This window comes from Arcicella sp. BE140 (assembly GCF_031456255.1).
Lineage (GTDB): Bacteria > Bacteroidota > Bacteroidia > Cytophagales > Spirosomataceae > Arcicella > Arcicella aquatica.
In genome coordinates this window covers 254,004-267,831 of the sequence record NZ_JAVDUE010000001.1, presented here as the reverse complement: position 1 = coordinate 267,831, position 13,828 = coordinate 254,004, and the positions used below count along the sequence as shown (strand labels likewise).

The 13,828-nt window shown below is 34.1% G+C and carries 13 protein-coding genes; 4 read left to right on the top strand and 9 right to left on the bottom strand.

The annotated features are described in order from the left end of the window. Nucleotides 1-10 precede the first annotated feature (10 nt). Both J2Y60_RS01135 and J2Y60_RS24755 read right to left on the bottom strand, forming a co-directional pair. Nucleotides 11-1,192, bottom strand: a complete 1,182-nt coding sequence (locus tag J2Y60_RS01135) for an AI-2E family transporter (RefSeq protein WP_309912580.1) — start codon at nucleotides 1,190-1,192, stop codon at nucleotides 11-13. A 318-nt stretch (nucleotides 1,193-1,510) separates the two neighbouring features. Continuing rightward, a complete protein-coding gene (locus tag J2Y60_RS24755) occupies nucleotides 1,511-1,642 on the bottom strand; it encodes a lmo0937 family membrane protein (protein WP_409014205.1) in 132 nt (43 codons plus the stop codon). A gap of 264 nt (nucleotides 1,643-1,906) precedes the next feature. Between J2Y60_RS24755 and J2Y60_RS01130 the strand changes: the two genes are divergently transcribed. Continuing rightward, nucleotides 1,907-2,842, top strand: a complete 936-nt coding sequence (locus J2Y60_RS01130; RefSeq protein WP_309912582.1) for a YihY/virulence factor BrkB family protein — start codon at nucleotides 1,907-1,909, stop codon at nucleotides 2,840-2,842. A gap of 11 nt (nucleotides 2,843-2,853) precedes the next feature. Beyond that, complete coding sequence (locus tag J2Y60_RS01125) at nucleotides 2,854-3,711, top strand: hypothetical protein (RefSeq protein ID WP_309912584.1); 858 nt, start codon at nucleotides 2,854-2,856, stop codon at nucleotides 3,709-3,711. On the opposite strand, the gene J2Y60_RS01120 is transcribed toward J2Y60_RS01125, so the two are convergent. From J2Y60_RS01120 to rpoN, 5 genes are all read right to left on the bottom strand, one after another. After that, nucleotides 3,695-5,143: an ATP-binding protein gene (locus J2Y60_RS01120; RefSeq protein ID WP_309912586.1), complete on the bottom strand. Its 1,449-nt coding sequence runs from the start codon at nucleotides 5,141-5,143 to the stop codon at nucleotides 3,695-3,697. The two genes, J2Y60_RS01125 and J2Y60_RS01120, sit on opposite strands and share 17 nt — an antisense overlap. A gap of 11 nt (nucleotides 5,144-5,154) precedes the next feature. After that, the gene (locus J2Y60_RS01115) at nucleotides 5,155-5,598 is read right to left on the bottom strand and encodes a response regulator (protein WP_309912588.1); all 444 of its coding nucleotides are present in this window, start codon (nucleotides 5,596-5,598) and stop codon (nucleotides 5,155-5,157) included. Next, a complete protein-coding gene (locus J2Y60_RS01110; protein ID WP_309912590.1) occupies nucleotides 5,595-7,637 on the bottom strand; it encodes an ATP-binding protein in 2,043 nt (680 codons plus the stop codon). Before J2Y60_RS01110 ends, J2Y60_RS01115 begins: the two co-directional genes overlap by 4 nt. A 51-nt stretch (nucleotides 7,638-7,688) precedes the next feature. Further along, a complete protein-coding gene (locus tag J2Y60_RS01105) occupies nucleotides 7,689-9,155 on the bottom strand; it encodes a sigma-54 dependent transcriptional regulator (protein WP_309912592.1) in 1,467 nt (488 codons plus the stop codon). Between the two features lie 84 nt (nucleotides 9,156-9,239). Then, nucleotides 9,240-10,697 (bottom strand): RNA polymerase factor sigma-54, encoded by a 1,458-nt coding sequence (rpoN, locus tag J2Y60_RS01100; protein ID WP_309912594.1) that lies wholly within the window; start codon nucleotides 10,695-10,697, stop codon nucleotides 9,240-9,242. Between the two features lie 377 nt (nucleotides 10,698-11,074). On the opposite strand from rpoN, the gene J2Y60_RS01095 reads away from it, so the two are divergent. Together J2Y60_RS01095 and J2Y60_RS01090 are read left to right on the top strand one after the other, a co-directional pair. Further along, the gene (locus J2Y60_RS01095) at nucleotides 11,075-12,472 is read left to right on the top strand and encodes a CHASE3 domain-containing protein (protein ID WP_309912596.1); all 1,398 of its coding nucleotides are present in this window, start codon (nucleotides 11,075-11,077) and stop codon (nucleotides 12,470-12,472) included. Nucleotides 12,473-12,484: 12 nt separating this feature from the next. Next, a complete protein-coding gene (locus J2Y60_RS01090; protein ID WP_309912597.1) occupies nucleotides 12,485-12,931 on the top strand; it encodes a response regulator in 447 nt (148 codons plus the stop codon). On the opposite strand, the gene J2Y60_RS01085 is transcribed toward J2Y60_RS01090, so the two are convergent. Both J2Y60_RS01085 and J2Y60_RS01080 read right to left on the bottom strand, forming a co-directional pair. After that, nucleotides 12,928-13,467, bottom strand: a complete 540-nt coding sequence (locus tag J2Y60_RS01085; protein WP_309912600.1) for a hypothetical protein — start codon at nucleotides 13,465-13,467, stop codon at nucleotides 12,928-12,930. The genes J2Y60_RS01090 and J2Y60_RS01085 overlap by 4 nt on opposite strands. Then, on the bottom strand, nucleotides 13,448-13,819 hold the full coding sequence (locus tag J2Y60_RS01080; RefSeq protein WP_309912602.1) for a hypothetical protein: 372 nt from the start codon (nucleotides 13,817-13,819) through the stop codon (nucleotides 13,448-13,450). The genes J2Y60_RS01085 and J2Y60_RS01080 overlap by 20 nt, the downstream gene beginning before the upstream one ends. Nucleotides 13,820-13,828 lie beyond the last annotated feature (9 nt).

Below are 13,828 nucleotides of genomic sequence, written 5' to 3'. Positions count from 1 at the left end.
AAGCTTCTCGTTAATCAGCTTTATCTGCCTTCTTTTTTTTACCCTTCACCAATGATTTTACATCTTCAGTTGTTTCGTTAATTGTCTCAACCAATTCAGGTACAAACTCTCTCATCTTCTTTTTCTTCTCTTCCATAATCCGATTATGGTCTGGTTCTCCTAATAAAAACCCGAATGGCTTTAAATCTGTGATGGAATCAAAGAGAACTTTCAAGATAGCCACAGTAGGCAGCGAAAGAGCCATACCTGCGATACCCCAGAGGGCCGAGCCAAGTAATAACGCAATAATGGCTACTAAACCATTGATACTTATTTTAGACCCTACTACTTGTGGTGTAATAAAATTGCCTTCTAAAAACTGGACAAATATAAAAACCCCTGCTACTCCTACTGCATACATGGGCGAGTCTTTGGTAATCAATGCCATAATAATTGGCAAAATAGAACCTATCAGGATACCAATAAAGGGAATAACTAACAAGGCTGCTGCCAAAAAGCCAAAAAATATGGCATAGTCTATTCCTAAAGCCAATAATCCAATCGTATTTAAACTTCCTACAATGAACGTAACCGTAATAAGGCCTTTTAAATAACTATGCACTACTTCATAAATCTTTGTCAGAACAGTATCTATCGCATACTTACTCACATTTTTAAACACTTTATAGAAAAAGAGTTTGAAGAAATCGCGATAATACAATAAGAAGAACATATAAATCGGAATCAAAGATAGATTACCAAGCATATTCCCTGTCATTGAAAGTGCAGATGTAAATACAACTCCCCCACTTGATAACATCCCCGTTGCGTACTGACGTAGTTTGTCATTCTGCATTTTCCGTCCCACATGAAAGTGTTGTTCTGTCCATCTTTGACATTGCAAAAACAAATCTGTAAATCGCTTTTCTAATTGCGGAAACATTTCAGAAAAGCTAGCTATTTGTGTAGAGGCCAACCAGATAACTCCAACAGAAATCACCAGAAAGAGAATCAAGGCAATAGTTACGCCTGCTACCCTACCCAATCCTATTTTTTCTAACCAGTTAGATATTGGGAATAAAGCCATTGCTAGAATAACTGCCACGTAGAAAGGCACTAGAATATCTTGTAAAACCACTAGCCAATACACTAGTATGGTTACTGATATCAGTGAAAATGCAAATTTTAAAATGAAAGGAAATCGTTGAGCCATCGGAATAGGTTTTATTTAATTACAGCCAATCTGGCTTATTTCTGGGTTTAATACTTTAAGTTAGATCATTTTATTGCTCACAAAAAAAAAGGATTGTAAGATAATACAATCCTTATATGCTTTTAACATATAATTGTTTAGCTAACAACATTCTTAACATTTATAACTTAATAACATGTAAATTCCTTAAAATACAGCAATATTCAGCATTTTGGCCTTAGTAGTCCTATTTACGTATTCATTCATATTTTCAATGGAAGTGCTCAACTTACTAGAAGAAGCAAAAAGAAATTTCAATGCTAAAGAACATTAAAATAATTACATCTCTTTGTGAATAATTGATATCAGCACTGTAATTAAAGCAAATACTAAAAAAAGGTGGACTAATCCATTTATACTAAACATAAAAACGCTGATTACCCAACTTATTAAGAGTAAAAAGGCAATCATAGAAAAAATATTTTTCGCTAAGGGAGCTATAATTAAATTATACATATCGGACAATTACATATTTGGTTTCTATTACTTTATACGTAATTAATCGCTAAAAGGTAACATTTGTTAAGCATTTTCATTAATTAAATTTTGATGCCACAAATAAAAGGCAAAATTGCCTTTTAAAAGGCCACAAATGTAGAAAAATATCTACATTTTTATACAGGTTATAATGGCATTATAATATTAGCAGATTAGTAACATCAAAATAATACAACAATGAAATATACCCTAAAACATAAATTCAAAGAATATACTAGTTTTGCAGGAGAAGTTTTTGGTGAATTTTCAAATGATAATGCTACTAAACTGAGTGCCTCTTTATCTTATTATACTATTTTTTCGCTTGCTCCGATGCTTATTATTGTGATTTCAGTAGCGGGTATTTTTTTTGGTAAAGATGCCATACGAGGCGAGCTTTTTGGGCAAATAAATCAACTAATTGGTAATTCAGCAGCTAAGCAAGTACAAGAATTGTTAAAAAATGCAGAAAAGTCGAACCAGTCGGGTTTTGCAGCCATCATGGGTTTTGTCACACTTTTACTAGGAGCAACAGGGGTTTTTGCAGAAATTCAAGATTCTATCAATTATATTTGGTCGTTGAAGGCCAAACCTAAAAACAGTTGGGTAAAATATCTTATCAACCGTTTTTTATCTTTTTCACTCATCATCACACTTGGTTTTCTTTTATTGATTTCTTTAACAATCAATGCACTGTTAGGACTATTCGACACACAACTTCAGCGGTATTTTGAGAGTAGCTTTACTGTATTCCTTTTCAGCTTCATAAATATTATAGTCATTTGGGGAATCATTACCCTCCTCTTTGCCGTAATTATTAAAGTACTGCCCGACGGTAAAATTTCTTGGAAAGACACCTTGATTGGCGCAGGTCTTACTTCCTTGCTATTTATGGTAGGCAAGTTTTTAATTGGTGTTTATCTCGGACAATCGGGGGTTACTTCCACATTTGGGGCGGCTGGCTCAATTGTTTTAATCCTATTATGGGTGTACTACTCGTCTATTATTCTATACTTTGGGGCAGAATTCACCAAAGTATATACTCGCCGTTATGGCACGCCAATAGAGCCTAATAGCAATGCCGTATTTATCATCAAAAAAGAACTTGAAGTAAAACACCCAGTAACAAACTAATCTTAAAAATTATGGAAGCAGTTTCATTAAATCCTATAAAGATAAAATCATTACAAGTATTCAATTTTATCTTCTTTATTGTAATGGTAATTATGAATGGTTTAGCAAATGCTTTACCACTCAATGACAAAACGACCAAGGAATTGTCAGACCAATATCCTAATTTGTTTGTGCCTGCTGGTATTACTTTTTCTATCTGGGGAGTAATCTATTTTCTATTGTTGCTGTTTTGCTTTGTGCAGGCAAAAAGTCTTTTTCAGAAAAAGCCTGATCCAACCATAGGTTTCGTGGTAGACGAAATTGGCTTTTGGTTTATCATCAATGCTATCCTTAATTCGTTATGGATTTTAGCTTGGCATTATGAGTTTTTGACCTTATCAATGGTTATTATGATTGGGATTCTGGTTACATTAATCAAAATCAATTACCATATAAAAGCAACTCAGCCGTATCTTAGAAGTGCTACGAGGTTTATTATAAAAGCATCGTTTGGTATATACCTAGGCTGGATTTGTATCGCTACAATCGCCAATGCTACGGCTTGTTTAGTTGGCTTCGGATGGACAGAAGGCTACATCCTTGGGCAGTCTTGGGCAAGTATTATGATTCTAGCTGGAAGCTTTATTACCTTCTTATTGGTTATTGATTTAAGGAATAGTTATATAGGATTCGCCACCATTTGGGCTTTGTGTGGTATCATCATCGCTCGTTATAATGATACCATATTCTATCAATACATTGTATTTAGTGCTATTTTAGGGATTGTAATCATCATTGCAAGTATAGTAATGGCTTCAACCATTCTATTGTTTTCTTCTAGGAAGAAACTCCCAGAACCACACAATCCCAATACTACGATACCTGAGTAAAGGTAATCGTAAATTTTGTACCTTTTTCTAATTCTGATTCAACCTCTACCCTCGCTTTATGAGATTGAATAATGTTGAGGGTAGCGGCCAAGCCCAAGCCAATACCATTATTTTTTGAAGTAAAATAAGGCTCAAAAAGGCGGTCAATATGTTCTTGACTAATGCCTACACCGTTATCTTCAATTGTAACGATGGCAAATTTACTCCTTTGGGTAGCCTTAATTATCAAAATACCTTCTCCTTCTTTCATAGCCTCAACCGCATTAATAATAATGTTGAGGAGGGCTATTTGAATTTTGGCTTTATCAACATCAATCCAAATTTCTGATGAGTAATCGGTAATTAATTGAATATTCTTTAAGTTAATTCTATCTATTGCCTGTTCAATAGTACTATCTAAAATTTCCTGTAAAGTATATCTACTAAAGGTTACTTCAGACGGTTTGGAAGTATTCAATAATTCAGAAATCAAGTCATTGATTCGCTGACTATTTCTTCGTATAATATCAATAAAGAATTTGGCATCTTCGTCATCTTCCTCAAAATCAACCTCCATCTGTTCAATCGAAAGATTGATGTTGGTAAGTGGGTTACGAACCTCATGAGCCAAAGTGCGAACTAAACGCCCAGTAGCGGCCATTTTTTGATAGAGTAAAGAATCACGTTCATCTTTCTTTCTAGCTGTAATATCATGAATGATACCTAGGTAATATGGATTACCATCGCTATCTAACTGGCGATTACAGTGAATAGAACATTGCTTTTTTTCTCCAAATTTAGTTTCCAATAATACTTCAAAGTCGCTGATTTCCCCTTCAGATTCCAACTTATTAATAAATTGCCGACGGTCTGCTGCATGAACAAAAACAGAATAGCTTTTTAGTCGATAAAGCTCCTCTTCTGTGTAACCAAAAAGTTCGGCTGTTGAAGGAGTAAAGTAATTAAAAGTCCCATCTAACCGAGCGGTAAAAATGGCCTCTTTTGTTTGATCGAAGATATTTCTATACTTACGCTCACTTTCACGGAGCGTCGAAAGCGTATTAGCTCTTTCTAGTGCATAACGGATGCATCTTTCTAGCTTGTCAGCGTCTAAATCGCTTTTCACCAAATAATCAAATGCACCAAGTGACATTGCTTCTACGTCTATACGCTTATCACCTTTCCCTGTTAGTAAAATAACGGGAGCTTTTAACCCATGATCCGTACCAGCTTTTAGTAAATCAAGACCTGTTTTAGACCCCAACAAAAAGTCAAAAAAGCATAAATCGTATTGCTTATTTTTGATTTTTTCTACTGCATTATCAAATGAAAAAGCCCAATCAATTTCAAATTGTTGAGTTTCAATATCTCTTAGATAATCTTTTGTAAGCAAAAAATCATCTTCATCATCATCAACAAGTAATAATTTAATAATAGTAGTGTTGTCTCTCATATGCTATTTTATCAACTTGGGAATTCAATAATTTCAAACCAATATTTCCCCAAAGTACGAATTACCTCTATAAAACGGGTAAAAGTTACGGGCTTAGATATAAAGCAGTTCACCCCTAAATCATAACTTTTGATGATATCTACGTCCGAATTAGAAGTAGTCAATACAATGATAGGTATACTGCGTAAATCAGCGTCAGATTTTATAATTTTAAGGGCTTCTCTCCCATCTATTTTAGGCATATTCAAGTCTAAAAGGATAAGGTCGGGACGGGGGTTTTCAATCGGATTATTAAACTTGCCATTCCGTCTGAGGTAGTCCATTAATTCAACGCCATCTTCAACAGACTTTACTTGATTTATTACATTATAATCATTTAAAGCTTCTTGAGTCATTATTCTGTCATCTTGATCATCATCTGCGATTAGAATAACTACACTTTTCTTTTGATTCATAATTTCTTATTTAAACTATCTGGGTCAGTGGGTAAAAATATTGTAAAGGTAGCCCCCTCGTCGGGTATACCATCAGCCATAATTAATCCTTGGTGGTTTTCTACAATCTTTCTACAAATTGCCAACCCTAATCCTGTTCCATCAAATTCTGCCCTACCGTGTAACCGCTGAAAAATCACAAAAATCTTCTCAGCATATTCCTGCTCAAAACCTATCCCGTTATCTTTTACTGTAATTTTATAATAATTCTTATTCTTGTAGTCTAAACCCAATCTGATTAGTTCTCCTCTAGTAGCCTCTTTGGCATCAATATATATTTCTGGAGTCTGGTTAGGTTTTACAAACTTCAATGCATTGCTGATTAAATTTTGGAACAATTGATGCATTTTAGGTACAGATGCCTCCAGCATCGGCATTTTACTTACAAACACCTGAGCATTGGTTTCATTAATTTTTATTTCTAAATCACTCAATACATTTTCAATCGTTTTATTGAGGTCTAAATGCTCAAAAGTTACCATCTTTCTTGACAAACGAGAATATGACAGTAGATTCTCCATCAAAGCCTCCATTCGCTTAGCAGAATCAATCATTCTAGAAAGATAAAAACGTCCATTTTCATCAAGCTGTTGGCTATATTTTTGATTAAGTCTATCACCAAAAGCTGTAATTTTTCTAAGAGGTTCTTTTAAATCATGTGATGCTACATAGGCGAATTGCCCTAATTCTTGATTGGTTTGATTGAGCTCTTCTATTTTTCGTTCAAGCTCTTTTTCGTAAACTTTTAATTCTGTTACCTCGACTGTATTGCCAATTAATTTTAGTGCATTTCCTTCTTCATCAATCGTTACCCAGCCTTTGGTATGTACATCTTTCTCTATACCATCCAAATCAACTATTTTATGCTCAAAAGAATACGGTTCCTTATAAGTTATTGCATTGTGAAGGACATTTTTAACATTTTCTAAATCTTCGCTCGGCATTCGCGTGTAACAAAAATCTACATTTAGCTTAGGAGGAAGCTTAGTAATATCACTTCCAGCATACAGTTTTTTTAATCCATCAGAAAATTGGATGTCATCTTTTTGAACATTCCACTCATAGCTACCATAACTCATCATAGCTTCAGCCTCCTTGAATAAGTCTTTGCTTTTTCTGAGTTCATCATATGCCTTGGATAATTCCTCTACTTTTGATTCTAACTCCTGCTTAATTTTTGTTATTTCTGTAATATCATGCGAAGTACCAAGTACCCGAATTATTTCTCCTTTTTCATCTAAAAAGCATTTACCTCGCACTGCTATTTGCTTGATATTGCCTTTATTATCCAGTATTTCATGCTCATATTCATAGATTTCTTTTCTCTCATCTAAGGCATCCATAGTCACTTTGATAACCCTAGTGATATCTTTAGGAGAGATATGTTTTTGATAAAATCCATAAGGCATCAATGAGTCTTTAAAGTCATTTTTGTCATACCCAAACATTTCGTAAAGACCATCAGACCAAATCACAAAGTTATCACCTACCCACCATTCCCAACTACCATAGTTAAATAACTTCTCAGCATCATTTAATTGGTTTTGTACTTGTATTGTTTTATCAACAATCTTGTTCTGAACGGTAATATCATCTGCTAAGACCATCAATACACTTGGCAGGTCGTTATCATCCTTTTCCGTTAAGGTAATTTTATTACTAACCGTAATTTTTTGCCCCGCTTGTGTTTTTATTTTCAACACAACTGTTTGGCTATCATTAATGGCAGCATCCTTAAAAGAGTCTTTTAAACATTGGAAAAAATGTTCCGCAGATGTGAAATTTTGGATGGGGAATACCTCTACATCATTAGAAAATAATTCTTTCGGAGAATAGCCTGAAACAATGTTATTTCGAGTATTTAGGTAAATGGCCTTTCTGTCTGTTAAATCTAACAGATATACAAAACTAGGTATTGCTTGCAAAAAGCCATTGAAAATATCCGATTGGCTATCAGTATCCGTTTTAAATACTTCTAACAAATATTTGGGTACGTCCATTAATTTATATGTATTTTGGGCATTATTTAAACTAGGAATAATAGGAAGTGCTTATAACTCAAATACCTTCATTTTGTTATAAAGGGTTTTTCTATCAATCCCTAGAATCCTGGCAGCTTTGCTTTTATTAAAGTTTACTTCTTTCAACACCTTCAATATCATATCATATTCAGCCTCGATGGCCGCTGATTTCAGCGAAGGTTTTGAAAATATCTCTGCTGGAGATGTAGTCTCTTGGATTTCATGAACAGGCTCAACGGAGGGTACGGGTGTTACAATTGGTGTTGGATTGGTTTCGGTAAATAATAATTTGGCGTAATTCGAGATTTCAAAAGGAAGTGTTTTCGACTCAATCCATTCTCCGTCAGTTAATAATGTCGCTCTTTTTATTACATTTCTCATTTCACGAAGATTACCATACCATGCATAATTCATAAAATTATCAATCACATCGGCAGTAAACCCTTTCACCTTTTTCCCTAATTCTGCATTGGTTTGATCTAAGAAAAACTTGGCGAAAACCATAATATCCGCCTTACGGTCACGTAATGGCGGTACATCAATACTAAATTCGTTAAAACGGTGATACAAGTCCTCTCTGAATTTTCCTTTTTTAGATGCTTCAATCAATTTTTCGTTTGAAGCCACTAAAATTCTAACATCTAAAGGAATTTCTTTGGTCCCTCCTATTCGTTTCATTTTTCTTTCCTGCACTACCCTCAATAAAAGTACTTGTACTTCATAAGGTAAATTAGCTACTTCATCCAAAAAAATCGTTCCACCATTGGCCATTTCAAAGTGGCCAATCTTCTGATTCAAAGCTCCAGTAAAAGCTCCTTTTTCATGACCAAACAATTCCGACCCTGCTAAGTCTTTAGAAATAGCCCCGCAGTCCATTGCTACAAAAGGCTGGTTAGCTCTTTTGCTATGCAAATGTATTTCTTGGGCAATAGCTTCTTTTCCTGAACCGCTTTCTCCGTAAATCAATACACTGTAATTAGTAGGTGCTACCAATTCAATCTGGCGAATCAAGAATTTTGATTCAGCACCATCTCCAAAAATATAATTGGCAGGTTTAGCAGGTTTCTTTTTTGAGGATGTACTTACAGTCCCCTCAGTTTCTTCTCCTAAATCTTGCATACTACCTTTTTCAGTTTCTACACTTTCTAAGGCTTTCTTAATTGTCAGCAAGATTTCATCAGGGAAGAGTGGCTTTGTGATATAATCATAAGCCCCCATTTTCATCACATTTACTGCAACCTTTATATCTGAATAACCAGTAATAATCAATACCGGTACAAAGGGAAATTTCTCTTTGATTTTCAATAGTATCGTACTACCATCGGTATCGCCCAATCTAAAATCAGTCATGATTAAATCTGGTCTGAACTCCTGAAGTAAATTCAAGCCTGTATTACCATCATGTGCAATTGCTACTTCATAATTATTTTTGGTCAAAAAACGACGAAGTAGTAAGCATATATCAATATCATCGTCAATTACTAAAATCCGTTGCATAGTTCTATTGTTGAGTAAAGAGATAAAAGGTAATCTTAAGAAAGCCAGTGTGTACGCTTCTTAATCATTAGAATCTCTAGTTTATTATAGTTGTCTTCTTAGTTGTGCCGAAGAAATATTCAAATTTTCGCGATACTTAGCTACAGTTCTTCGCGCAATGTTGTACCCTTGTTGTGCCAATAACTCCATCAATTGAAAATCATTAAATGGATTTTTCTTATTCTCATTCGATATTAAATTAGCAATAGCCTGTTGAATCTCACGGTTTGAAACTTCCCCTCCCGAATCCATACGTATTCCTTCAGAAAAAAGATCTTTTAAATTAATAATTCCAAAGGGTGTCTGAGCATATTTACCACTTGTTACTCTTGAAATTGTTGAGATATCCATACTAATTTGAGTGGCAACGTCTTTCAAAATCATTGGACGTAAACTACTAACATCCCCATTTTTAAAGAAATCTTTTTGAAGATAAACAATCGACTGCATCGTTTTGAGCATCGTCATTTCTCTTTGTTGAATCGCTTCAATAAGCCAGTTAGCAGAGCTTATTTTGTTACTGATATATTGATTTGCCGCTTTATCTTTGTTGGAAGTGATAGCATTGGCAAAATCTTGATTAATTTTTAACGAAGGAATTCTACTATTATTCAAGGCGATATCTATCTGAGTATCTCCATACATATTTGTTTCATACGTAATGATGTAGTCTGGAATGATATTGTCTTTTATCGCAATGGAAGACGTCTCTCCATCAATCACAGGCTTGGCATTTAAAGCAGTAATTTGTGCTAAGGCAGCTTTCAATTCATCTGAAGTTACTTCTCTTAAACGCATAATTTTTTCATAATTACGCACTGCTAGTTCGTCCATATTAAAAGCCACAATATCAATTGCTAAAGATACCTCCTGTCCTCTATCTTTTTTATATTGAAGCTGTCTCATCAAGCACTCCTGTAAATCTGCTGAAGCAATTCCTACAGGCTCCATCATCCTCAATACCTTTAGTAATTGCTCTACATCAGTGGCATCCACAAAGAGCCCGTTAGCAAAAGAAAAATCATCAGCAATTTCTTCTGATGTGTAAGTCAAGAATCCCTCGTCAGTTAAGGAATCAATGATGTAATCTATTAAAACACTTTGCTTTTCATTCAAGGGTAAAAAATGAACTTGGCTTTTCAATTCAGTACGCCAATCGGTATTTTGTGCGATGGGCAAGCTATACAGTTCATCGTCCTCACTATGATTATTTACTTTGGTTTTATAATCGGGGATATCATCATGAGCATATTCGTCCCAGTCAGCATAGTCGTTGTCTGGTTTACTAATATTTTGAAAATCATCTACTTCACCATCTTTATCAAAATCATCTGAAGTATCCTCAGTAGCTACAGCCCCTTCCTCTAACAATGGATTTTCTTCCAATTCATTTTTGATACGTTCTTCCAACTCAAGTGTTGATAATTGCAAAAAATTAAGCATTTGTATTTGCAAAGGCGTAATTTTGAAAGTCTGTCTCTGGCTCTGAGATAAATTCATCATGGTAATATAGTTTTAGGAGTGACGACTACCTATTTTCAATTAATGAGCCGTAAATTTGTTTTTATTTATTTTTTTATAAAAAGCTATAAATAAAAAAGACAATCAATTGATTATCAGATAGTTAAACAAATATAAATATTAAATATAAATATTCTAAAAAAGTATAAAACTATTTGGGGAGTTGGTGGCTAGTGATACTTTTGCACAAGTTGTGAAAAATATTCCACAGTTTGTAGAAACACTTTTAATTTATTGAAAAATTAAAATAAACCATTTATCATATTCCTATCATTCATATAAAATTGTTAAAGTTATTTTTTTTAAGTTTTTATAACTCTTTACTTTAAAATTTGTTATACCTTAACAAATTGTTAATTATGCAAAGATCTCAAACCTTACAATTCATTATAGCTTCTTTTATAGGATTTGCCTTTATGCTGGGTGGTTTATCTTGGATTTCTTTCGAACAAATTTCTTTAAATAAAGAGTATGCCCAATTAGTTGAACATACTCAATCTGTACTATGGTTAAGTGAAGAGCTTATCTCCTCTATGAAAGATGTTGAGACAGGCCAGCGAGGGTATATCATTAGTGGAAATGCTACTCATTTGCAGACTTATAGAGAAGGTAAATTAAAGGTATTTGCAAGATTAGATACCCTTAAACTATTAGTAGCTGATAATCCTGTGCAGTTAAGAAGTTTAGGTAAAATTGAGGCGATGGTGAAAGAGAAAATAAAATATGTAGATTATAGTATTAATACTACCAGTAACAGTCAACCACTAGAATTGAATGTATTTGAAAAAGGAAGGGAGGCGATGGATAATCTTAGGGTGTGGATTTCTACTTTTCAAAGCAACGAAAAATCACTACTTGATACAAGGGTGCGTTCCAAAACTCACGGACAGTCGCTCTTGCCTATTTACCAAATTATGCTTGCAGTTGCCTCTTTCACACTGCTATTTATATCATTCTTCTTAATCTATTCTGAACTTAAAAATCGTTTTAAGTTTCAACGTGCACTGGAAAATAAAATTGAAGAACTCAATCGCTCCAATACTGAATTAGAGCAATTTGCTTATGTGGCATCGCATGATTTGCAAGAACCACTCAGAAAAATCAGGGCTTTTTGCGATAAGTTATTGGTGAGACAAAAAATGTTCTTAAATGAGGATGGACAAGAAACGCTTGACAAAATTTCAGCATCGGCTACCCGAATGCAAATATTGATAGATGACTTATTGAATTTTTCGAGATTGGTAAGTCCTAAAAAACAGGAACTAGGATACGTTAACCTAAATAACATTATAGAAGATGTCTTGAGTGATTTTTCAGAAGTAATCACTCAAAAAAATGCAAGTTTCTCCATTGCTAAACTTCCAGAAATAAAAGTTTATAGTTTTCAGATGAGACAGCTTTTTTTAAATATTATTAGCAATTCATTAAAATATACGAAAGAAGGAGTTTTGCCTAAAATAAATATTGAATATTCTACTGTACAAGGTAATAGCATTGCGCAACTTTCTAGCGTACATGAAGACCGTTTTTTCCATAAAATTACAGTACAGGATAATGGAATTGGATTTGAAGAGGAATATTGTGAGAAAATTTTCGTAATTTTCCAGCGTTTACATAACCGCAATGCCTATCAAGGTACTGGTGTTGGCTTAGCTATTTGCAGAAGAGTGATGAATAATCACAACGGCTTTATTTTTGCCGAAGGCAAATCGTATGATGGAGCAACATTTAGTATCTATTTCCCAATTACTGCTTAATAACTTGATGAAATGAAAAAAAGATACGAAATCTTAATTGCTGACGATGATGATGATGATAAGTTTTTAGTAAAATCGGCCTTTGATGATTGTGCTTCTCATATTCCAATTCAATTCGTTGAAAATGGTATCGAAGTACTAGAATATTTAAAAAATGAGGGACAATTTGCTGATAAACTTAAATTCGCTAGGCCATCAATTCTTATTTTAGACTTGAATATGCCTAAGAAAGATGGTCGAGAGACACTCAAAGAAATAAAAACAAATCCATTATTAAAAAACATACCTGTAATAGTATTAACAACCTCTAAAGCCCAAGAAGATATTAATCTTTGCTATTCTTATGGTGCTAATGCTTACATAGTTAAACCTAATTCGTTTACAGAGCTCACTGACATTATTACAGTCATCACAAAATTTTGGCTAGAAATCGTGACACTCCCTCCTGTTATCGGCTAAACAGTTTTTCTTACGTGGTGATGATTCTTTTTTATAGGTACGTTATCTATTGATATTGTTGTTAACACAGGCTCAGGTTTTTCGCTGGTAACATCTTTTACCCACATCAGTGCTTTTTCTAACAAACCTCTTCGAGGCTTTGATGGATTTTCTATGGGTTTATTTGTTGGAGCAACTTTTTCTTTAATCCAAGAAACAGATTCTTCCACCAAATTACCCTTATGGTTGGCAACGTAATTGCTCAATAGATTCTTGGCAAAAAAAGGAACTACTAAGCGTGTAATCCATGACGCTCGTCGTAAAATTAAGTTTCTCAAGATGGCATCAACGCCTAAATTGAGCCCAAAATTTACCAAGACATTATTTCGACTACTCTGAACAAACAATTGTTGAGTTGCACCTGCAATCTGACGAACTGGATTTATTTCAGCTTTAAGGTCTTCGAAATCTTTACTAAGTTTGGCTTTGGAAACCACTATTTGGTTTTCAAGGCGTAGCTTTTCTGCTTTATATTGATCAATATTTTGTATTTTCATCTCCGCTAGAAAATTTCTTTAAAAAAGAATTTATTAAAGGCACTTTTATATATTTATCTTTCAAAAGCCAAAGTAAAATAGCAATTACGACATACAACATTCCGACGTATAGGAATCCAAGCGCAAAACTATTGAAGTGTTGCCCAATAAAAAACGCCAGCGAAAAGCTCATAAACAACAATACAATCATACCTATGACAATAAAAATCAAAGCCGTAGCGGCACTAGTGATGCCGTCTGCCGCTTTATAAGAAGCATTCAACACACCTAATTTCCACTGTGCCTCAATATATTCTTTAGCGTGTTCGAAGACGTCTTCAGAAGTATCTTTAACTTGTTCAAAAACAGTCATAATTTTATT

Bases quoted from the DNA above. Each gene is read 5' to 3' on its own strand.
- J2Y60_RS01135 (WP_309912580.1), bottom strand. From the start codon at position 1,192: ATGGCTCAACGATTTCCTTTCATTTTAAAATTTGCATTTTCACTGATA.
- J2Y60_RS24755 (WP_409014205.1), bottom strand. From the start codon at position 1,642: ATGATTGCCTTTTTACTCTTAATAAGTTGGGTAATCAGCGTTTTTATG.
- J2Y60_RS01130 (WP_309912582.1), top strand. From the start codon at position 1,907: ATGAAATATACCCTAAAACATAAATTCAAAGAATATACTAGTTTTGCA.
- J2Y60_RS01125 (WP_309912584.1), top strand. From the start codon at position 2,854: ATGGAAGCAGTTTCATTAAATCCTATAAAGATAAAATCATTACAAGTA.
- J2Y60_RS01120 (WP_309912586.1), bottom strand. From the start codon at position 5,143: ATGAGAGACAACACTACTATTATTAAATTATTACTTGTTGATGATGAT.
- J2Y60_RS01115 (WP_309912588.1), bottom strand. From the start codon at position 5,598: ATGAATCAAAAGAAAAGTGTAGTTATTCTAATCGCAGATGATGATCAA.
- J2Y60_RS01110 (WP_309912590.1), bottom strand. From the start codon at position 7,637: ATGGACGTACCCAAATATTTGTTAGAAGTATTTAAAACGGATACTGAT.
- J2Y60_RS01105 (WP_309912592.1), bottom strand. From the start codon at position 9,155: ATGCAACGGATTTTAGTAATTGACGATGATATTGATATATGCTTACTA.
- rpoN (WP_309912594.1), bottom strand. From the start codon at position 10,697: ATGATGAATTTATCTCAGAGCCAGAGACAGACTTTCAAAATTACGCCT.
- J2Y60_RS01095 (WP_309912596.1), top strand. From the start codon at position 11,075: ATGCAAAGATCTCAAACCTTACAATTCATTATAGCTTCTTTTATAGGA.
- J2Y60_RS01090 (WP_309912597.1), top strand. From the start codon at position 12,485: ATGAAAAAAAGATACGAAATCTTAATTGCTGACGATGATGATGATGAT.
- J2Y60_RS01085 (WP_309912600.1), bottom strand. From the start codon at position 13,467: ATGAAAATACAAAATATTGATCAATATAAAGCAGAAAAGCTACGCCTT.
- J2Y60_RS01080 (WP_309912602.1), bottom strand. From the start codon at position 13,819: ATGACTGTTTTTGAACAAGTTAAAGATACTTCTGAAGACGTCTTCGAA.